The organism is Psychrobacter sp. Ps2 (assembly GCF_022129405.1).
Lineage (GTDB): Bacteria > Pseudomonadota > Gammaproteobacteria > Pseudomonadales > Moraxellaceae > Psychrobacter.
Map to the genome: position 1 here is coordinate 124,277 of NZ_JADQAM010000058.1, position 21,449 is coordinate 145,725.

Annotated in this window: 21 protein-coding genes; 6 read left to right on the forward strand and 15 right to left on the reverse strand. The window is 42.8% G+C overall.

Annotated elements, in window-relative coordinates; genetic code table 11:
- Positions 1-277 precede the first annotated feature (277 nt).
- From I3254_RS09890 to I3254_RS09900, 3 genes are all read right to left on the reverse strand, one after another.
- A complete protein-coding gene (locus I3254_RS09890) occupies positions 278-769 on the reverse strand; it encodes a DNA polymerase III subunit chi (RefSeq protein ID WP_238052739.1) in 492 nt (163 codons plus the stop codon).
- 7 nt (positions 770-776) lie between these two features.
- Complete coding sequence (locus tag I3254_RS09895) at positions 777-2,432, reverse strand: leucyl aminopeptidase (RefSeq protein ID WP_238052740.1); 1,656 nt, start codon at positions 2,430-2,432, stop codon at positions 777-779.
- A 225-nt stretch (positions 2,433-2,657) separates the two neighbouring features.
- A complete protein-coding gene (locus I3254_RS09900) occupies positions 2,658-3,275 on the reverse strand; it encodes a cysteine hydrolase family protein (RefSeq protein WP_238052741.1) in 618 nt (205 codons plus the stop codon).
- Between the two features lie 493 nt (positions 3,276-3,768).
- Here I3254_RS09900 and lptF point away from each other — a divergent pair, with 493 nt between their 5' ends.
- Complete coding sequence (gene lptF / locus I3254_RS09905) at positions 3,769-5,085, forward strand: LPS export ABC transporter permease LptF (RefSeq protein WP_238052742.1); 1,317 nt, start codon at positions 3,769-3,771, stop codon at positions 5,083-5,085.
- Positions 5,085-6,293 carry an LPS export ABC transporter permease LptG gene (gene lptG, locus I3254_RS09910; RefSeq protein WP_238052743.1) on the forward strand — a complete coding sequence of 403 codons (1,209 nt, stop codon included), beginning with the start codon at positions 5,085-5,087 and terminating at the stop codon, positions 6,291-6,293. Before lptF ends, lptG begins: the two co-directional genes overlap by 1 nt.
- Positions 6,294-6,407: 114 nt before the next feature.
- On the opposite strand, the gene I3254_RS09915 is transcribed toward lptG, so the two are convergent.
- Complete coding sequence (locus tag I3254_RS09915; protein ID WP_101204678.1) at positions 6,408-7,016, reverse strand: methyltransferase; 609 nt, start codon at positions 7,014-7,016, stop codon at positions 6,408-6,410.
- Between the two features lie 241 nt (positions 7,017-7,257).
- On the opposite strand from I3254_RS09915, the gene I3254_RS09920 reads away from it, so the two are divergent.
- Positions 7,258-7,701, forward strand: a complete 444-nt coding sequence (locus tag I3254_RS09920) for a PH domain-containing protein (RefSeq protein WP_238052744.1) — start codon at positions 7,258-7,260, stop codon at positions 7,699-7,701.
- Positions 7,702-7,764: 63 nt separating this feature from the next.
- On the opposite strand, the gene I3254_RS09925 is transcribed toward I3254_RS09920, so the two are convergent.
- The 7 genes from I3254_RS09925 to recN form a co-directional block, all read right to left on the reverse strand.
- A complete protein-coding gene (locus I3254_RS09925) occupies positions 7,765-8,094 on the reverse strand; it encodes a DUF3817 domain-containing protein (protein WP_238052745.1) in 330 nt (109 codons plus the stop codon).
- A 69-nt stretch (positions 8,095-8,163) separates the two neighbouring features.
- Positions 8,164-9,102 carry a site-specific tyrosine recombinase XerD gene (gene xerD, locus I3254_RS09930; RefSeq protein WP_238052746.1) on the reverse strand — a complete coding sequence of 313 codons (939 nt, stop codon included), beginning with the start codon at positions 9,100-9,102 and terminating at the stop codon, positions 8,164-8,166.
- 66 nt (positions 9,103-9,168) lie between these two features.
- Positions 9,169-9,495, reverse strand: a complete 327-nt coding sequence (gene tusA / locus I3254_RS09935) for a sulfurtransferase TusA (RefSeq protein ID WP_238052747.1) — start codon at positions 9,493-9,495, stop codon at positions 9,169-9,171.
- Positions 9,496-9,587: 92 nt separating this feature from the next.
- Positions 9,588-10,082: a hypothetical protein gene (locus I3254_RS09940; protein WP_134292251.1), complete on the reverse strand. Its 495-nt coding sequence runs from the start codon at positions 10,080-10,082 to the stop codon at positions 9,588-9,590.
- 86 nt (positions 10,083-10,168) lie between these two features.
- Complete coding sequence (gene ruvX, locus I3254_RS09945) at positions 10,169-10,744, reverse strand: Holliday junction resolvase RuvX (protein ID WP_269117537.1); 576 nt, start codon at positions 10,742-10,744, stop codon at positions 10,169-10,171.
- Positions 10,745-10,794: 50 nt separating this feature from the next.
- The gene (locus I3254_RS09950) at positions 10,795-11,358 is read right to left on the reverse strand and encodes a YqgE/AlgH family protein (protein ID WP_101204671.1); all 564 of its coding nucleotides are present in this window, start codon (positions 11,356-11,358) and stop codon (positions 10,795-10,797) included.
- A gap of 167 nt (positions 11,359-11,525) precedes the next feature.
- On the reverse strand, positions 11,526-13,205 hold the full coding sequence (gene recN, locus I3254_RS09955) for a DNA repair protein RecN (RefSeq protein ID WP_238052748.1): 1,680 nt from the start codon (positions 13,203-13,205) through the stop codon (positions 11,526-11,528).
- 765 nt (positions 13,206-13,970) lie between these two features.
- Between recN and I3254_RS09960 the strand changes: the two genes are divergently transcribed.
- A complete protein-coding gene (locus I3254_RS09960) occupies positions 13,971-14,306 on the forward strand; it encodes a pyrimidine/purine nucleoside phosphorylase (protein ID WP_057757729.1) in 336 nt (111 codons plus the stop codon).
- A 221-nt stretch (positions 14,307-14,527) separates the two neighbouring features.
- On the forward strand, positions 14,528-15,298 hold the full coding sequence (gene rlmB, locus I3254_RS09965; RefSeq protein WP_102078746.1) for a 23S rRNA (guanosine(2251)-2'-O)-methyltransferase RlmB: 771 nt from the start codon (positions 14,528-14,530) through the stop codon (positions 15,296-15,298).
- Here rlmB and coaE read toward each other — a convergent pair.
- The 4 genes from coaE to pilB all read right to left on the reverse strand — a co-directional run bounded on the left by coaE (position 15,261) and on the right by pilB (position 20,155).
- On the reverse strand, positions 15,261-15,947 hold the full coding sequence (coaE, locus tag I3254_RS09970) for a dephospho-CoA kinase (RefSeq protein ID WP_102078745.1): 687 nt from the start codon (positions 15,945-15,947) through the stop codon (positions 15,261-15,263). The two genes, rlmB and coaE, sit on opposite strands and share 38 nt — an antisense overlap.
- 141 nt (positions 15,948-16,088) lie before the next feature.
- Complete coding sequence (locus I3254_RS09975; RefSeq protein ID WP_160021382.1) at positions 16,089-16,988, reverse strand: A24 family peptidase; 900 nt, start codon at positions 16,986-16,988, stop codon at positions 16,089-16,091.
- 7 nt (positions 16,989-16,995) lie between these two features.
- Positions 16,996-18,219 (reverse strand): type II secretion system F family protein, encoded by a 1,224-nt coding sequence (locus I3254_RS09980; RefSeq protein WP_238052749.1) that lies wholly within the window; start codon positions 18,217-18,219, stop codon positions 16,996-16,998.
- Between the two features lie 220 nt (positions 18,220-18,439).
- Complete coding sequence (gene pilB / locus I3254_RS09985) at positions 18,440-20,155, reverse strand: type IV-A pilus assembly ATPase PilB (protein WP_238052750.1); 1,716 nt, start codon at positions 20,153-20,155, stop codon at positions 18,440-18,442.
- A gap of 384 nt (positions 20,156-20,539) precedes the next feature.
- Between pilB and tpiA the strand changes: the two genes are divergently transcribed.
- On the forward strand, positions 20,540-21,352 hold the full coding sequence (tpiA, locus tag I3254_RS09990; RefSeq protein ID WP_238052751.1) for a triose-phosphate isomerase: 813 nt from the start codon (positions 20,540-20,542) through the stop codon (positions 21,350-21,352).
- The last annotated feature ends 97 nt before the right edge of the window (positions 21,353-21,449 follow it).

Below are 21,449 nucleotides of genomic sequence, written 5' to 3' on the forward strand. Positions count from 1 at the left end.
CGTTAAAAGTAAGTGAATTGTCACAACAGAAAATTTATCGAAGAATGGTAGCATTTTTTGACATATTCGCATACCGCTCATAGCAGTAGCTGTTGCGTGCAAACAGAGGGATAGTAGAGTTATACAACTAGTATAAAAAGAATGCAGCACTTATAGGCAAGGGCTAGCTACTCAGAATACCTCATTTATAGGAGAGCAAAAGCAGCGATATAGGCAATGATATATAGGTTAGGAAGAGATTTCGCTATAAAAGGTAAGAGGAAAATAAACGGCAGAGCTACACCTTAAAGTGGGTCAGATCGTAACCTAATTGCTGGTAGGCTTTATATTTGTTGCGACCTTCTTGTGTACTTGTAGCATCAGGTCGGATCAGCTCAAGGATTCGGGAAGGTTTTGAATTATTAGTAGCAGCCATGAAATCGTTGACGGGACGTGTCGTTGTATTGAGCACGATACCATTAAAATCTGCTGGCATATGATTGCCTAGTAGTACAGGCGCTAATGATTTATGAGTAGCGATGTTGCTATCATCAGTACCTCTATCATTGGTACTTTTATTGTCATTATCAGAAAGACATTGATGCGGTATAAAACTCGTAGAATCTTGTGCCCAAAGTGCCGTATCTAGATTTGCTAGTAATGTCTCATCTTCAATTAAAATCAGCAAAGACTGAGCGCTTTTGTTAAGCGCCGTCTGAGTCAGCTGACAAATAAAGCCCAAGAAATCTTGGGCCTTACTTTCACTTAATACATAAAAACTAATTTTCATAAATGGATTAAGCCATCTCTGCGCTGTTTTTTAGATATTGCATAAACAGTGGTACAGGACGTCCAGTGGCTGCTTTGTCTTTGCCTGAGTTCCATGCAGTACCAGCGATGTCTAAATGCGCCCATGCTTGACCTTCTTCAATGAAACGCGACAAGAAGCAGGCGGCAGTTACCGCGCCAGCACCTTTACCACCGATGTTTTGCATATCAGCGATTGGTGAATCAATCTGAGCTTGATATTCATCATCCAAAGGCATATGCCAAATAAGATCGCCTGATAGGTTACTGGCATTTTCTAAATCAAACAGGACATCTTCATCATTACTAAATACTGCTGAACGCACATGACCTAGTGCAACCACACAAGCGCCAGTCAAGGTGGCAACATCGATGATGGCTTTTGGCTGATAGCGCTGCACGTAGCACAAGGTATCTGCTAGTACTAAACGACCTTCAGCATCAGTATTTAAGATTTCGACTGATTTACCATTCATCGCTTTGACGATATCGCCTGGACGTGTTGCATCACCTGATGGCATGTTTTCAGCACAGGCTAGCGCACCAACGACGTTGATTGGTAGACGAGCTTCGCACAACGCTTTGATTGTACCAAGTACTGACGCCGAACCACCCATGTCAAACTTCATCTCATCCATCGCCGCACCTGGCTTGATTGAGATACCGCCTGAATCAAAGGTTACGCCTTTACCGACTAATACGATAGGTGCGTCGTCATTGGTCGCTTGTGCATGGTCATTGCTATTTTTGCTTGCATTTTTAGCTGACTTTTTGGTTGGTAGTTTATCGGCCAATGCCTTTAGACCACTCACTTTTGCGTTGCTAGTGGTGTGCTCGGTAGTGCCTGCATTTGAACTAAATTCTGATTTACCACGGTACTCCATGAGTACCAGTTTACCTTCTTTGGTAGAGCCTTGTGCAACGGCCAAGAAGCAATGCATACCTAGCGCTGACATCTCGTCCTCACCTAGTACCTTCACGGTTAATAGGTCAGGGTAAGTTTTTGCAAGTTCTTGAGCTTGTTCAGCCATGTAAGCTGGGAAGCATATATTGCCAGGTTCATTGGCCACATCACGAGTGAGGCTCTGACCAGCAAATACTGACTGAGCAAAGGCAAGTGCAGGCTGTAGTGACTCATCAGCTAACAGATAAACATCAGTCAATACAGGAATCGCTTGCTCAGACTTATACTTGTCAAAGCGGTAGCTTGCTGCTAGTAGATTAAGGGCAAATTGACCAAAGTGATTTTCTTCCAGTGCATCACCCAATGCGACAGTGATAGAAGACACACGCTTTTGTGTGCTGCTATAGATAGTGTTGGCGATTTTTTGCAGTACGGTGTTGTTGAACTTATCAGTGTTACCTACACCGACCAACAGCAGTTGTACAGGGTTTTGCTTAGTGGTTTTTTTATCACCTGCTAATGCGTAGTCAGCAACAGTCTCACAGGTAGTGCCCTTGAAGTGAGATACTTCAATCAGCTGCTCAATACGAGTGGTATATTCGGTCAGCACAGATTCAGCAAGAATGTTTTTCTTGTCATCGACCAATACAACCAGACAAGCATCGTCTTTACTTTTGGCTTCTTTTTTCAGGATTTTTTGCGTATGGGTCTTTGGTAAATGCTGAGATAATTTGATATTCATATAGTTATCCTTATTAGAGTTATGAAAATTGCAGGATTTAAATGACTGCTTATACCTGTCAGATTATTAAATTATTTGGTCTGTTGAGCAATCACAGTAGTGTAGCATATTGCGATAATCGTGCGCAGTTAGCAAGTCTTGGGTAATACGTTTGAATTATTATGCTGTACTAACTTACGCTATGGTTTAACGGTTACATTATCATTCTCCGATGATGCCAACATACTAGCCATTGACCAATTCATCGGTCGTTACCATCGCGGCAAATCTGTCTTGTAGTGCGGCCATGGCAGTATCATGCATGATTTCAGCGCTTATCGGCTCTCTTGTAGCGCTAGGTAAGTCGCGAGTGGCACAGGCATCGTGACAGACGAAACTATCGAAACCTAAATCAAATGCGGCGCGGACGCTTGAGCTGACGCACATATGGCTCATAAAACCTGCAAAAATAATCTGCTTTTTTTCTGCTGCTGAAATCAGTGATTGTAATTGCGTATCATAAAAGGCATTCGGATGCTTTTTGGCAATTACTGTTTCGCCATCTTGAGGCTGCAATTGTTCGACGATCTCAACGTTAGCTGATAGAGGATCAAAGACATTGCCATTCTCGGCACCATGATGGGTAATGTGGAAGATAGGTAAGTCTTGCTGACGCGCTCTATCGAGTAGTAGGCGCGCATTGGCGATTGCTTTTGCCCCAGCGTCCCCTAATGGCATAGCTCCATCGACGTATTCGTTTTGATAGTCGATAAGAACGAGCGCGCAATTTGACCAGTCAAGCGCATCGAATGTGCCGCCAGCGAGCTCAAGTAGGGTAGAAGGTGTAGAGGTCGTTTTATTCATTAGTATTATTCTCCGTTTGACAATATAAGTATATTTTTCTATCAGTCAGTCTAGCAATTAATAACAGAGATAAATGTTCGATGATACGAATGACAAACAAACCTTTCTAAAATAAATAAAGCAAAAACTTAACGCCATAAATACTATTAATGTAATGTAATTTGAGGTTTTATCAATTATTTATCCAATATTTGCTATATTTGTTACTTACTGTCAATAATCCGCTCTCAGCAAGGTGTAGGTAATGTTTTCAAACACATTTCACAGCCATTTTTAGGCAAAACATGCTAGCATTAGCGGTTATATTTGTCGCTTGTGTTTATTGAGTATGACTAACCAGTCGCTTAGTGAAGTTTATCGTTATTTGATTATCTAAATGACTCATATCATGCTGGTGATGTGTCGTTGTACGACCTAAATAGTCAATAAGCTCATCATCAATTGCGCACATACCAACCGTTTAAGAGTACCCATTGTGATATTACGCCGCTACATGACACAACAAGTTGCCTCGACCACTGCCTTAGTGTTGGGGTTTTTGGTAGTGATGATGCTCGGCGGTCGTTTGATACGCTATTTTGGCATCGCTGCTGAAGGTCGTTTGGACGTCAGCCTACTGTTTACGATCATTGGGTATAACCTACCGTACTTTTTAGAGCTGATATTACCGTTAGCATTCTTTATCGCTTTGATGCTGGTATTTGGCCGCTTATATGTTGATCAAGAAATGGCAGTGATCAATGCTAGTGGCGTGTCTCGAGGTAAGCTTGCTCGGTTAATGACACCATTAATATTGGCATTGTTCGTCGGCGAGGCGGCGCTATCTGTCGTTGGCAAGCCTTGGGGCGTACGCTCGTCTGAGGCTGTGTGGCAGCAGCAAGCATTGACCAGTGCGTTCGACTTGATTCGTCCGAACGAGTTTATCAGTAGCAGTAATTATCATTTATATGTGGGTAGTCTCAGCGATGATAAGAAAAAGTTGCAAGATGTGATATTGATACAATCAGAACCTGCTAAAAAAGGTGGTGCTGCTGAAGATGTCGATGCTAATGTCAATGCTACTAATATGAATAACACGATTGACAGCGAAACAGCTGAACAAATTGGCATCTCTGATATTCCAAAAGATATTATAAGTAGTGGTGCAAAGGACATCAGCAAAGACACGATCACGTTGGCTAAGCGTGCTGAGCAAGTAGATACTGGCAATAGCGGCGTGACTCAGTTGGATCTGTTTCAAGGACGTCGTTACGAAGTTGGCGCAGGCAGTCTCAAATATAATCAAGTCGCTTTTGATCGTTATCGCATTACCTTGACTGAGTCTTCACAGGAAGTTATCACCGAAGACAATATTGAAACGCAACAAATAGGACCATTGTGGCAGGCCGCTACGAGTAGCTCACCATCAGGTACGAATAGTGCAATGCGTGCTGCACAAGGTGAGCTTGGCTATCGTTTGGCGCTACCATGGCTGATGATTATCGCGCCTATGTTGGCCGTGCCACTGGCGCAAGTCCGTCCGCGTCAAGGACGTTGGCTGCGCTTGTTCCCTTCTATCTTATTATTTGTCAGTTGTGCATTAGGTATCATTTCGCTAAAAAACGCAGTGAGCAAAGATAGCATCAGCGTATGGGCATATGCATGGCTTATTTTAGGATTTATGGCATTGGCGCTTTATATGAATTGGGGTAGCCGTGTGCAACATCGATTGCGCTTTCGCAAACAAGAAAATAGGCTAGCCGCTGCCACAACTAGTTCAGTTAGCGACATAGATAATCAGAACAACAGCTCACAAGGAGGGCAGTCTTAATGCGCTCTTTATTTGCTAAATCAGCTGAGTCTGATCAATTGGCTAAAAAACCTGCCAATCTAAAAGTCCTCAGTCGCTATGTCAAACTCAACGCTCTATTGGCTATTATTGCTGCCGTCATTGGTTTATGGGCGTTGCAGCTGATTTTTTCTTACTTATCAGAGCTTGATTCGTTAGATGATAACTACACCATGGGCGAGGCGCTCAAATATATCTTTTATCGTTCGCCTTACTTTTTAGAGCAATTTATTCCAACGGGTGCGTTACTTGGTGCCGTCATAGGATTGGGCTTGCTGGCCAATAAAAGCGAGCTGGTCGTCATGCGCGCGGCTGGGGTCAGTATTTATCGTATCGTCGGCTGGGTATTACAGCCCGCTTTGATATTTGTACTGTTGGCATTAGCTATCAACCAGTTCGTTTTACCGTCTTCTAATCAGTTGGCAAAACAGATTAATGATGAGGATAGCACCTCACTGGTCACATCAGTGCGCGGCTACTGGACGATACAGCCACGTTTCGAAACCGCAGAAGATGGCAGTGCTACACCTGATGGTAGCGACGTTTTATATATCGATTATGCTGATGTCGCGGGTAATATTGGTGAGGTGAAACGCTGGCATTTGGATAACAACGGTAATTTGCAAACTGCTGTCCATGCGGAAGGTGGAAAGTATACTGGCCGTGAACCAATTGATGTGAATAGTGAAAAGCCAAGCGAGCAGTATCGTTACGAGTGGCAGCTAAATGATATGGTTGAGCTCTCTATCAATCAGGGCTTTGAGAGTAGCCAAGCCAGTTCACCATCAGACACGCTAAGCTTACCATTTGCTCCAGAGTCTGTGTATCTGCTAACGCGTAAGGCAGAGGATTTGTCATTGACGCAGCTGTATGAGCATCGCACGTTTATGCATCAGCAGGGCAATCGTTCTTTAGATCATGAAGTCGCATTTTGGCAAAAGCTACTATCGCCATTGTCGATATTGTCGCTAGTGATTGTCGCCTGCTCATTTGTCTTTGGCTCGCTACGGACGCACAGCTTAGGCTTGCGTATCGTCGTGGCATTGTTGTTTGGTTTGCTATTTAGCTATATTCAGGACTTAGTCGGTTTTGTATCGCTAGCCACAGGCTTTTCACCAATGCTCATGGTGCTATTGCCGATTATCGGCAGCGCGCTATTAGGCGGATATTTGATAAAACGCCAGATGTAGAAGGATAGTTGGTCATACAAAATAAAAAGCACGCTAAATCTAATTTAGCGTGCTTTTTTGTGTCGATTTCAATCTTAATTTGAATAACTGAAACTCAATCAGGTAGAGCTAAAACTAGTCTTTGGTCGCCATCGTAATCGTATAGGTTTTACCTTGTTTGATTTTGTCGCTATTGCCAAACACTTCGGTAAACGAGCGTTTCACAAATTGGCGCAGACCATTGATGGTCACGACATAAAAACGGCCACCTTTACGCATGCGTGCATAGGCATCGAGGAAGTATAAATAATGCTGCTCCTTACCGACTTTGGCTGGCAAGTTGGACATCACAAGGCTAAAGTCTTTATCTTTTGCCACATGATTAAAGCCATTTGATAAATGTACATCGACATTGTTTAGACCATTTTTCTCACAGTTACGACGTGCGTATTCTACCGCCATAAAGTCTTTATCAATCAGCGTATGCTGACCATTCGGACATTCACGTGCTGCCGTCATACCCAGTACGCCATAACCACAGCCCAAGTCGATCGAATCATCATCTTGCTCAAAATCCACATAATCAAGCAGCATCAAGCTACCGTCATCGAGTTTTTGCGGTGAAAAAATGCCCCACGTGGTCGCAAAATCAAACGGCTTACCCAGTACTTCTTGGCGAAAATTGATATCTTCGCGCCAGTGTTCGGCGTTTTTTAATAGGTCAGCAGGTGGTCTATGGCTCATGGGATTCTCAGATAATAGATAGGTAAAAGGTAGTGCGCAGCCTAGTTAGGCAGCATGTATATCATGACGCACTTTAATAAGGGTATTGTAACTAGAAAAGGATGGGTTTGCAGCTATCTATTTCTAGAACTGCATTTTGCTATATCGCAAAAACTTTTAAGAAAAAATGTTAGAGACATTAGATAAGAGGTATCGCTTAATATAGAATCGAATTTAACCTGATAGTCGCTAAGTATTATTTATGCCAGACATTATATTCGTATCCAAAGTAGACTTTTGGCTCGCAATGCTACTCTGGGGTTTGAGTTTATTTACTGTGTCTGTTCCATTATGGCAGTGGAAGCGAGGTGCTCACAAATCCCTCGTACAAACTATATTAACGACGGTTATTCTCATACCTTTTGCAGCACTAATGCTCATCCCTTTTTTCGGTACTGAGTACATATTAACGAATGACCAACTACAAGTAGATAGTGGGTTCTCTGTTCAAAAAATTGAGATTACAGATATCACCTATATGACGCCGACTCGAAGTATGAGTTCTGCGCCAGCTCTATCATTAGATAGGATTAAAATATCATATCAAGATGAAGAAATACTAATCTCACCAAAAGACAAATCACGTTTTTATCGCGAGATACGGGCACGTAATCCTAAAATAGTGATAGATACAGCAAACGAATAGAGTGTCATTATAGTTAGCCGCATTCAGCTATACATCGTTCCTGATATGGAATTTTTCTTGAAATTACTTCCTCAAATTCTTCTTTAATAAATGATCAAATATAAACGGCCCAAATGGCAAGAATGAGCCGAGCACACCTGCAGGTAGCGCCCACAGCGGCATTTTTATTCTGCTCGCCGTAATGACCAGCACCACGATATAAGCAACGAATAATACCCCATGCACTGGATCGACATAGCTCACCGCTTCTGGAGTATCGAACATATATTTGAGTGGCATCGCGATACCAAGTAACAATAGAAAAGACGTACCTTCTAAATAACCCATGATAGTAAGATTTCTAAGTGCAGAGTTTTGACTCTTTGTTAAGGCAGACGGTTGAGCTTGCGACACAATATATTCCTTTTACAATCATCAATAAATATTAGATTTCAATGCTGCCCATATGACAATATGGCAAGGCTACCCACGTGGATGATGCTCCGCATGCAATTTCTGCAATCTCGCTGTTGCAACATGAGTATAGATTTGCGTGGTGGATAAATCGCTATGTCCTAGCAATAATTGCACACTTCTTAAATCTGCACCATGATTGAGCAAATGTGTGGCAAAGGCGTGACGTAGCGTATGCGGGGATAACTCTTTATCGATACTGGCAACTTTGGCATATTTCTTAAGTAGATACCAAAAGTTCTGCCGAGTCATATAGCCGCCTTGCGCCGTCAAAAATACCGCTTGGCAATTGCCTGATTTTAAATGAGCAATCAAGTCGCCACGCCCGTGAGACAGATAATCTTCCAATGCATCCGCTGCATATTCGCCGAGGGGCACCAGTCGCGTTTTGTTGCCTTTACCCGTGATTTGTAGCCAACCAGAGTTTAGATTCACTTGCTCTAATGAGAGGTTAATCAACTCACTCACCCGCAGACCGCAGGCGTATAAAACTTCTAGCATGGCTTTATCACGGAGACCGAGCGCGGTACCGGTATCAGGTGCAGCAAGTAGATTATCAACATCCGCTTCAGCTAAGTCCTTTGGCAGGGGACGTCCAAGCTTTGGACTTTTAATACGCTCACAAGGATTGTCTTCGCGTAGATTGCTGGCAATCATCCATAGATAGAACTGACGCAAGCTTGAGAGCATACGCGCTTGTGTACGTGGAGTTTTGCCATCTTTAGCAAGGAGCGACAGACAGTGCAGCACATCATCAGGCTGCCAGCGCGTCAGGGCGATAGAATTGGTCAGCTCGCAGGAGCGCAGGTCGCGCACATACGCGTTACGAGTACGCGTCGCTAGACCACGTGCCAGCATGGCTTGACGGAACTCAGTCATATAAGCTGGCTCATCATCGACCGCCAATGCTTTAGGTTGGCGCTGTTGCACGGCACGATCACGACTCATAGGATAATACTCAGGTAGGGGTTAAGTGAGCGACAACAGGCAGTTATTAATATAACGTCAAATTTATCATGCCATTTTTTTCTTAACCAGATAGCGATATAGCGTCGCGCTTGCAGGCGTATCATCATCGCTATCGATGGTGATTTCATCAGGATCAGCGTCTAAGCTCACGTTCTCAGCCAGTGTTTCTTGGCCTACTAGTTCATGACCTAAATGACGACAGAAATTCGGAATGTCGCGCGTGGTAGCAGGATCTGTCGCCAATATTTCAATCACTTCACCGCCATCTGCTTTGCGAATGACGCGGTGTAGCATCATGACGGGCTCAGGACAGATCAGCCCTTGAGTATCTAAGTGATGGTGGATAGGCGTGTCTGGTATCGAAGTGGTCATAGTCATTATCGTAAAGCTAAATAAGTGGGTTGGAGGACGAGTAGGGTAAGTAGTTTGCTTAAGTGCTTATCATGGCGTACTTTGTAGGTCTTCTATGCTTCAGTACTTTCAGCCTCTTCGTCGACTTCAGGTACATCAGCTACTTCTAAAAAGTTAAAAAATCGCTTAAAACTTACTTTAAATAAAAATGCCACGCCTAGCCAACAAGATAGCCCTAACCATGCAGTATCGGCAAAAATTAATCCGCCAACCAATATAATGGTTGATACGCCAATACTCATGGCAATCATCGACGGTTGATTCAAGCGATAACGATAAACGACTAACGCATCATAAATAGTAATGGGTATCGTGAGGGCTACTAGGGCATATGGCAAATTATAAAATAATTGATAAAGCAGTTGGTTATCATGGAAGGCTTTGATACTAGCAATCGTGCCAAAGACCACAAATGCGAAAATAGCCGCGTAAATGAGATAAATCGCTATTTGGTTGGCACGCTGTGCGCCTTTAATACGGGCAATAGCAAGAGGAGCAAAACCATGTTGCGACTTATGTTGCGAAGGTTGGTCTGAGACAGTGGTCATATTAATCAGTCATTTATCCGTTGAGAGGTATGATGTATCGAAGTGACATTATAGCCGCACACGTGTCTTTTACCTATTTGGCTGCTTTATTCTGCTTTGATTGCATCGATAGCGATACTGCTATTAGGATCAGCAAAATAGGTCGACATCAAGATACAAGCGGAGATATCATCGATTGGGTCGCGTTCGTTTTTTATCCAACCATTGTCCCATGCGATTTCTCTTGCTTCGATTGAAGTCAGCCGCTCATCACACAGTGATACGGTCACTGGCAAATGTTGCTCCATCACTCTATGGGCCAGACGACGAGCGAATTTGTGTGCTCGTTTTGAAAGCATGGAGCTAGTGCCATCCATATTAAGCGGTAGACCGACCACGACTTGCGCCACGCCCCAAACTTTAATGATACCAATTAAGTTGTCCCAATCTGGCTGACCGTTATTCATTGCCAAAATGTCAAAGGCACGTGCCGTCTGCGTAATGGTATTACCGAGCGCCATACCCATCTTTTTGACGCCGTAGTCTAGCGCCAAGATAAGATGTGGCTTTACTTCTGGCTCAATAGTTTCAGCAGTGATATTGCTATCGTTATCAAGAGTATCAATATCAATGTCATTATCTATAGCGTCTGTGCTACTGGCTGTAAAAGTGCTATCTACCATAGTAATGGGTGTCCTTTATGTCTTTATCTAAATTCGCAGAGCGTATGATATTACGCATGACCTATGTCACTACTAAGATAGTCGAAATTGACTCCGATTTTGTCGGCTGCGATTTGCCAGCGTTCTTCAAACGGTGTATCAAATAATAAATTTAGATCGGCAGGGCAGACTAACCAATCACCATTACTGAGCTCTTGGTCTAGCTGTTTTTTGCCCCAACTGGCATGACCTAGGCACAGCTGATAGTGACCGACGCCTTGGCCTGCGGCAATACGCTTTAGAATATCTTGGCTAGTCGTGATGCAAACGTTCTCTGAAATAGCGAAAGAAGACGCCCATTCTGGCTGACCCGTATGCAGCACAAAGCCGACCTCCGGATACATAGGGCCACCCTCTAATGCCACATCTTCCATCACCTGCGGATTGGTCACTTCAATATCTAAATCTTCTAGTAGCTTACCTACGCGAGATTGCTCAAGCGGACGATTGACCATCAGACCTAGCGCACCGTGCTTGTCATGACGGCAAATATATATAAGTGCCTGCTCAAACCTTGGGTCTGACAGCTCTGGTGCTGCAATCAAAAAATGATGGGTCAAATTGGTTTTAGACATAGAAACAAACGCAACCTAATAACAAGGGTGAAAGACCACTATATGGTGATAATCAATAGAAAAGCAAGATTCGCACTAATTGCTACTGACCATCATATAGACTCAGATAACCATCCGTTTTAATGAAAACGAACGGTTATTTAACGTTAGATAGGTCAGGTAGAGCGTTATTTAACATCGGATAATAAGCTGCGGGCATGATCGCGCGTGACATCAGTAATAATGACACCACCAGACATACGCGCCAACTCGTCTACTTGCGCACTGTTGGTCAGTATGAGTAGCTCGCTTTCGGTCTGTTCTTGATGGTGCTTTTGTACCAAGATATGTTGATGCGCTTGTGCTGCGACTTGTGCTTGGTGTGTGATGGCCAGTAATTGCTGTGTTTGCCCAAGCGAGCGTAGCAGTTCGCCAACCACTTGCGCAGTACCGCCACTGATACCGACATCAACCTCATCAAATACCAACATAGGCTTGGCGGCATTGTTATCAGCATTGGTCGCTTGTAGTACTTGCATCACGAGTGCCATACGTGACAGTTCACCACCTGAAGCAATTTTATGTAGGGGCTGCATTGGCATACCGACATTGGCGCTGAATAATAAATCAATATCGTAGCAACCTTGTGCATTGTAATGACTAGGTTCAGATTTTTTGGTAAAGACAAATTCACAGCGAGCATTGGGTAGCGCAAGCGGTTGTAGTTGTTTGATGAGTTGCTTACTAATTACCGGGGCAGCTTTTGTGCGCTCTTTATTTAACTGTGTGGCCAGAGCGAGATAGTCTTGCCAAGCCTGATCAATTTGCGCTGCCATTGCATCACTACTTGGCTCGTTCTCTAGCTGCTCTAATTGCGCCTCCCAGCCTTTTGCTTCATCAATTAAATCACTGGCGGGCAAGCTATGCTTACGTGACAAACGATGTCCTAAGCTGATTAGGTTGTCTAATGTTTGCAAGCGTTCAGGATCAGGGAGCTGCTGTTCGGCATAATCTGATAGCAGGGCAGTTACCTCAGTGATTTGCTGCTGTGCTAGATGTAGCTGTTCAGAAGCTTGTTCAAACGTTTGGCTAACGCCTACTTGGTTGTCACAGAGTTTAATTGCTTGTCCGAGCAAGGTCATGACGTCTGGTTCATCAGTATCATTGTCGAGCAAATGCAGACCATGACTGGCCTCTTGCATTAAGGCTTCAATATTGGAGAGCTCTTCGTGTTCAGATTCAACTTCCGCGTAGTCCACAGCCAATAACGGCGCAATATCTGCTAATTGGCTCTGCAACAACTGAATACGATCTTGACGCTGGGCTTCGCGGCTCGCGATGTCATCCGCGCGACGTTTTAGCTGCTGATAGGCTTGATAGCTACTGGCAGTTTGGATGGCGAGCGGTGTTATCTGGGCCATCTCATCAAGCCATTGCACCACAAATTGCGGCTTGAGCAATGCTTGCTGAGCATGTTGGCTATGTATATTGACCAATAAAGTGCCTAAACTCTTTAGCTCCGCTAAGCTAACCGGTGAACCATTTAGCCATGCTTTCGAGCGGCCAGTATTGCTTAATTGTCGACGAATAAGTACTTCAGGCTCTTCTAGCGGTCGCTCATTTTTGGTAAACCACTCAGCGACGATACTGTTATTTTCTACATCGAATTGAGCGTAGATATCCGCATGCGCAGCGCCATGCCTGACCATCGCACTGTCTGCTCGCTCACCGACACATAGTGATAGTGCATCTAGCAATAACGACTTGCCAGCACCTGTTTCACCAGTGATGACATTAAAACCTTCAGCCACGCTCAGCTCATGCTGAGCAATCAACGCAAACTGATGTAAAGTTAACGATACTAGCATCAACGCCTCTCAGGACAGACAATGGACATCATATAAATCTTAGGAAGCCATCTATAAATAGGGTAAATAAGGAAGTGAAAATATCTATTTAAACTTGCTAATTAGATAAATATTGTAGGCAAATAGTATGGTGTTAAATGTGCGTAAATACAAACTTTAAGACGAGGTATAACAGAATTTATTATTGGGAGATTACCATAAAACTATTAAAAACTGACAATAAATCATCGACATAATACCTATGATATTAATCATTAGGGTCATTGGATATCCAAAGATAAGCATAGTATGAGAAGAAGTATTTTGACTGATAATGATAAAAAGATACCTAAAATGATGGTCTAGCATCCGCCTAGAAAAATACCAAATGAATATTAAACGAACGGGTAGATACTTGTCATCGAATAGAATTTTCCTCGTCGCTTTAACAAACTTTATAGATATAATGTGGTAGCATAATCTCACATAATGATAAACTCTTCTTATGAGTTTGATGCGCTATGCAACCTAATAACGAGTCATAATTTTGTAAAATTGTAGGCGTATAGTGGTAAAAGATATGCCACTTAATCATTATTCAAAAGCGTTTTCATAGAACCTGTGGCTACCTTTAGCGCGCAGATATCTACTATAGAGGGATAAAGTATCTAAAGCAGGCGTGTTTGCTTACTGGTCGCGTATTTGAAGCCCAGTGCAACTCTGTCAGTACTTTAACCCGTTACTTATTTTTTAGTTTTGCCATAATTATTTGATAAGGAAGCCACTATGACAGCGGCGCAATTTACTAACGTAACAGTTAATGCCCAAGCGACAGTATCTTATGATGGTCGCTGCTCAAGCCATACCATTATGTTTGAGGATGGTCGTCATAAAACGCTAGGCGTTATCTTACCTTGTGACAACTTGGTTGAGCATTATCACTTTAGCACCAATACCTCTGAGCGTATCGAAATCACCAGTGGTGAGTGTGAAGTGAAAATTAATGGTGACGATGAATTCAGCTACTACCGTGCCGGTCAATCATTTGTCGTTGAAGGCAATAGCGGTTTTAACCTACGTACTGAAGAGATTGTTCAATATGTCTGTCATCTAGAAGGCTGATATTATTAATAGGGCGCTCGAGCTTTCATTCTAGCGCCTGTTCTATCACACATTAGTGTTTCGAGAAAATAAACAATATCGGATTGGTATTGTTTATTTCTTTTTTGACGTTTGGTTTACTGTTCTCTCATCATCAATGAGCTATGACATTTAAAGCCGACGTTACCCTCTTTTATTCCGTCGCCTAGTGCGATATCCACTTTATATTTAGTAGGCCTATTATGGCAAAACCCATTTATTTTTACGGCATTCATGCCATTGATGCGTTACTTGAACATCGTCCTCTTGATGGCCTTAGCTTGTTTGTGCAGCAAGGGCGTGAGAGTGACAGTCATGTACAAGCTATCATGGCCGAAGCGGAAGCAAACGGCATTAGTATTCAACCAACCCAAAAAGACAAGCTAACGCAATTATGTGGCAGTCCGCAGCATCAAGGCGTGGTGCTCAATGCTCGTCCGTTAGGTTTCGCTGATGAAGGTTTGCTTGATACTATTATTGGCCGTGAACAATGCTTATTGTTGGTACTAGATCAAATTACTGATGCACATAACTTTGGCGCCTGCCTACGTACCGCAGTGGCTATGGGTGTGGATGCAGTGGTTTGTCCAAAACACCATGCAGCGAGCCTAACGCCAACAGTCGCTAAAGTATCAGTTGGCGCAGCAGAGATGATGCCGATTGTCAGCGTTACGAACTTGGCACGCACGTTGTCGCAAATCAAAAATGCAGGCGTTTTTGTATTTGGTACGGCACTTAGTGAAGAGGCTAAGCCAATACATGCCGCTGACCTAACTGGCAAGACCGCTATCATTATGGGTTCAGAAGGAGAGGGTATGCGTCGCCTGACAATGGAGAGCTGTGATGAGTTGGTTTATATTCCAATGTCAGGAAACGAGCATGGTAATCTACAGAGCCTAAACGTGAGTGTTGCTACTGGGATGGCACTGTATGAGGTCAATCGCCAGCGAACTTTAGCTGCTGGGCAAGCGTAAGGTACTCTTGGTGCAAGGGTTCTAGTTGTAGATATAGAGAGGCAAGGTCGCTCTCATTGAGTATGACATTGTCTGCATGACGATTACGCTCTTCACGACTCAGCTGATTGGTCATAATGGCCTTAATTTTTTGTATGCTTTGATCATCACGCTGACTGGCACGCGCAAGCTGCGTGTCTTCGGTGGCATCCATGACTAAAATACGTTGACATAAATTAGCCAGTCCTGCTTCTGCCGCCTCTATAAGTAGGGGCGCAGACAAGACTATATACGGTGAAGTACTAGCATCTAGCTGTGCCTTTGCTGTCTCACGTATCGCTGGGTGAGTGATAGCCTCAAGCTCAATCAGCGCTTCAGGATTTGCAAATACGTGTGTACGTACAGCAGCCCTATCCATGACACCCTCATCCGTCAGTATCCAATCACCAAACTTTTTCTGGATTTTCTGCAGAGTGGTGCTACCTTTAGCGACAGTCTCATGGGCGATCACGTCTGCATCAATAATATCGATGCCTTGCTCAGCAAACCAAGCACTAGCGGCAGATTTGCCACTACCGATACCACCCGTCAAACCAACCACGAGCTTCTTATTTTTTGGTTGCGTGGTTTGTGGTTGGTGTGAATAAGAGTGCGATATATTTTTTGACATAATAGTGGCTTATCTGATAGATAGAACAATGAATGCAGCTTTGAACTCACAATCGGCCTTGTAAAGCTTTACTTATGAGTCGCTGCCGAAAATTTCCTACAATGATATTTACTACAATAATCTAATGTGCGCTGTCAGTTATTAGACATACATACCGAGATACCAGCTGACGATATCTGAGCCGTATAATAAGGCAGCAATACCTGCAATAGCGATATAAGGCCCAAAAGCAAAAGGTCGGCTTTCACCCTGTTTTTTCATCAAGATCAGCCCAACGATAGAGCCGAGTAAAGATGATAGTAGAATAATCAAAGGTAACATCATAGGTCCGAGCCAAGCACCTAATACTGCTAGTAATTTAAAATCCCCTTGACCCATTCCATGTTTTTTAGTTATTAAGTAAAACACCTTGACTACTATCCATAGCGATAAAAACCCAAGTAGTAATCCCCATATCGACTGTGTTGGTGTGACAAACCAACTTTGTGAATTCACCGCTAATCCTAAGCCTGCCAAAGGAAAGGTAAGGCGATCGGGTAGTAACTGTGTGTCAAAGTCGATACCTGTTAGAGCTACCAGTGTCCATACTAAAACCAATGCGGACAAGCCTGTAGTATTTACCCCAAACTTATATATTACTAATACAGATAAGAGGGCAGTTACTAGCTCAACGAGAGGATAACGCAGACCAATAGATGCTTTGCAACTTGAACAGCGTCCGCGTAGTAACAGCCAACTTATTAAAGGGATGTTTTCATACCACTTAATTTTATGTGCGCAATGAGGGCAGCGAGAGGCAGGTCGACTTAAAGTAATCGGTTGGTCAGTAGCGACAATATCTGCTATGGGCAGCGTATGCTCGCGTGGCATATCTGCCTGTTCAGACATAAACTGGCTACACTCTTGTCTCCAACCATGCAACATCATCAGCGGTATGCGATGAATCACAACATTTAAAAAACTGCCAACACAAAGACCTAATAGGCCAAATAAGAATAAAGCTAGGGTACTGTTCTCTTGTAGTAACTGTATAAATTGCATCAAATCATTATCCTACTACTGAGCCCATCTGGAAGATTGGTAAGTACATTGCGATGACTAGACCACCAACTAATACACCTAATACTGCCATAATTAACGGTTCCATTAAGCTCGTCAAACCATCAACCGCATTATCAACTTCGTTTTCGTAGTAGACAGCAACTTTATCTAGCATTTCTTCTAAACTACCAGACTCTTCACCAATGCCAACCATCTGAATGACTAGACTGGGGAATAAGTTGGTCGAGCGTATGGAAAACTGTAATTGCTGACCAGTGGATACATCACTCTTAATTTGCTGAGTGGCATTATAAAATACAACATTATTAGTCGCACCGGCAGTAGAATCTAGGGCATCAATAAGTGGAACACCCGCGGCAAAAGTTGTAGATAGTGTACGAGAAAAGCGTGCAATAATCGCTTGATAGGCGATATTGCCGAATATTGGAGCTTTTAAGACAGCACGGTCTAAAAAGTCACGAAATTTCTTAGATCTTTTTTTAGCTTCTGAAAAGCCGATGATTGTACCGCCGATAGCAATGATAAGGATAAACCACCATGCCTGCATCCATTCGGACATGCCAACAACCATTTGCGTAAACGCTGGTAGCTCTGCGCCAAATGATTCAAATAGATCAGAGAATACTGGTACTACTTTTATCAATAGAATCATAGTAACAATGATAGCAACTACGATAACAGCAATAGGATACTTCATCGCCTTTTTTATTTTTGCTTTCAGAAGCTCGCTTTTTTCTTTGTAAGTAGCGACTCGTTCAAGCATCGTCTCAAGTGCACCTGATTGTTCACCAGATTCAACGAGTGAGCAGAATAAATCATCAAAATAACGAGGATGTTTGCGCAATGCAGAAGCAAAAGTACCACCTGCTTCAATGTCTGCTTTTATTTTCAATACTAAGTCTTTCATACTCGGATTATCGAGGGAATCGGCGACGATTTCAAAAGACTGGGTTAATGGTACACCTGCTTTCATCATTGTTGCCAACTGTCGAGCAAAAATAGCAATATCAATGGCTTTAATAGCTTTTTTGAAAGTATAAAGTGGCTTTGGTTTTTTCTTGATCCCTTTAACCGTGATACCTTGTTTACGCAGGGTTGCCTTCGCCAGCTCTAAGCTACGACTAGTAGTTTCGCCCTTAACTTTCTGTCCGCGTCGATTAACACCGTCGTAAACAAAATCTAACAACATATCGGTCTTAGCTTTTGCCATATTACTACCCTCAAAATGGTCCAATATATATTGTAAATTTACAATAGAATACCAGACTTAAGACATTAGTCAGGCATACTTTATTTTAGCGTAAAAAACCAGTGTCTATCTGTTTTATTTTTAAAAGTATCTGATAGACAATGTTGCTAGTTTATAAATTGCTTAACAACTATAAGTTAAGTTGCCAAAAAATAGCAGGTACATTCTATGACTTTACTTATTATTCAGAAGTCACTCGCATCATTTCCTGAATACTCGTGACACCTTGCAAAACTTTTAAGATCCCAGAACGTCGCAAGTCGCGAAAACCGTTTTTAATGGCAGCGTCTTTGATATCTATTGCGTTACCATCTTCCATAATAATGCGTGAAATATCAGGGCTGACTTTCATCACCTCATAGATACCTACACGGCCTTTATAACCTTCACGGCATTCATTACAGCCGACTGGTTCATAAATGATATTGTCAGTGTTATCTAGATCAGTATCAGTAAAACCAATCTCTAATAAGCTCTGACGCGGGATGTTAATAGGTTTTTTACAGTTCTTACAGAGACGTCGTGCCAAACGTTGGGCAATGACTAGGTTAACCGACGTGGCAATATTAAAGGAGGCGACGCCCATATTGCGTAGGCGCGTTAATGTTTCAGGTGCCGAGTTAGTATGCAAAGTAGAAAGAACCATATGTCCAGTCTGTGCTGCCTTAATAGCAATCTCAGCAGTTTCAAGGTCACGAATCTCACCGACCATGACAATATCAGGATCTTGACGCAAAAAAGACTTGAGTGCATTGGCAAACGTTAGGCCAACTTTGGCGTTGACGTTGACTTGGTTGATTCCTTCAAGGTTAATTTCGACTGGATCTTCAGCCGTTGAGATATTAGTTGCGCCAGTATTTAGAATATTGATACCAGTGTAAAGTGATACCGTTTTACCAGAACCAGTAGGACCAGTGATAAGCAACATGCCTTGTGGTTTGTGTAATGCCTCTAAAAACATTTCCTGCTGATCTGGTTCATACCCCAATGCATCAATACCTAGCATAGCTGATGATGGATCAAGGATACGCAAAACAAGCTTTTCACCGAATAACGTCGGTAATGAGTTTACCCGGAAATCAATGGCTTTATTCTTAGAAATTTTTAGTTTAATACGCCCATCTTGCGGTACCCGACGTTCTGAGATATCCATTTGCGACATGACTTTTAGACGTGCTGCAATTTTATTCGCAAGTTGAACCGGTGGGCTGGCCATTTTTTGCATGACGCCATCGACACGAAATCGTACTCTGAAAGACTTTTCGTATGGCTCGAAATGTAAATCAGAAGCACCCATACGGATAGCATCGACTAGCATTTTATTGACGAATTTTACGACAGGTGCTTCATCAACGCCGTCGTTCAGCTTAGTTTCGTCATTCTCTTTATCTTCGTCACCGTCTTCAAAGCCAACATTTAAATCACTATCAGAGAAGCTATCAAAGCTCTGCATCGTATCTGCGTATGCACTTTCGATACGCTTTTTAAGCTTATTTTCTTCGACAACAATGGTTTCTATCGACAGTCGAGAGTTAAAGGCAATCGCATCAATAGCATCAACGCGTGTAGGATCACTCAGTGCGACAAATAGACGTTGTCCTCGTTTAAAGAGTGGTAAAGCATTAAACTTACGAACGATTTTTTCATCAACCAAGTCTTTTGGAATAACATCAATGTTTAATGCATCGAGATCGAATAGAGGGTCACCGAAAGCTTGGGATAGCATTTGGGCAAGTTGATAAGCATCGGCCAATTTATTGTCTACCAGATAAGGTACCAGTCCTATTTGCTGCTGCTGCGACTCAATCTGTGCCGTCTTCATGTTCGCTTCGCTAACGACACCGTCGCTAATCAGTTGCTGCGCTAGACCACCGTACTTACTGGTTGCGATAGACATTATAACCTCTCCTTTGATACAAAATATTCTGTAGACTTGCTCGGTATTGCCCGCTATATACTTGTCGTTGCTAGTCGATAACTCGCTCGAACTATCTTGCTTTGTTTATCTTATCTACCTGTAAATCTATATATAGAACCAGCAACAATATTTGATTTTATAAACTCTGTAGTATAGAACTTTATTTTAGTTTGAAAAAATTATATATACCATTAGACGACTAGCTCGTAAAAATAATGGTCGATTGATGCATTGTCTGTAGATAAGTTTGCAGAAGTGATTCTGCTCATGGTGGCACGCTACTATAGCACTTACGAATTATTTGTTATACTGACGCGCATATTAGCCGAATTGGCATGAATACATGAGACAAGGTAAATAAGTATGCAAGCTTGGGTAATTGGCAATTGGAAACAGAATCCTGCGACTAACAGTGCTGTCAATGCACTATTAGACGACTTATTGACTAAAGTTAAGACTGAAGAACAGGCCAAATCGCAGGCGTCAAAAAACCGCTGTAAATTAATGGTAGCGCCCAGTTGTGTTCATTTAAATACAGTGAGTACGCGTCTAGCAGATAGCTCAATACTTTGTGCAGCACAGGACGTTAGTACCTATAGTGCAAGTACAGGAGCCTATACGGGTGACTGCTCAGCACAGCAGGTAGCAGATGCAGGTGCTACTTGGACGCTACTTGGCCACTCTGAGCGTCGTCAATATCACAAAGAGTCTCATGAATGCCTGATAAGCAAATTGTCTCATGCGTTTTCTCAAAGCTTAGGTGTGGTATTTTGTATCGGCGAAACGCAAGAGCAGTATGACAATGGTCAAACACTCGACGTTATCAATGAGCAACTCTCGGTGATTAAAGACTTACTGACTCAACAGCCAGAGTTAGCATCATCGTTATCTGAAAAGCTGCTCATCGCTTACGAACCTGTATGGGCCATTGGTACAGGTAAAGTACCTACTGTGGCAGAAGTGAGTAAGACTCATCAGTATATTAAGCAAACGGTTGCAAGCTTTGCTGATATAACAGATACGATTACCGTGCTGTATGGCGGTAGTGTTAATGCTGATAATGCCGATAGCTTTGCCTCTGACGCTATGATTGATGGTGCGTTAGTGGGCGGTGCTTCATTGAAAGCAGAGAGCTTTCTGGCGATTGCCGATGCATTTAACCAAGCCAATGTTTAAATGAATAAATAACGCTCAGATATCAAGATCATAGCTTATAGAGAGTATGGTTTTATCGGTTGGTAAAAGTAGGTTTAACACTGCCCTTGCAATCGTG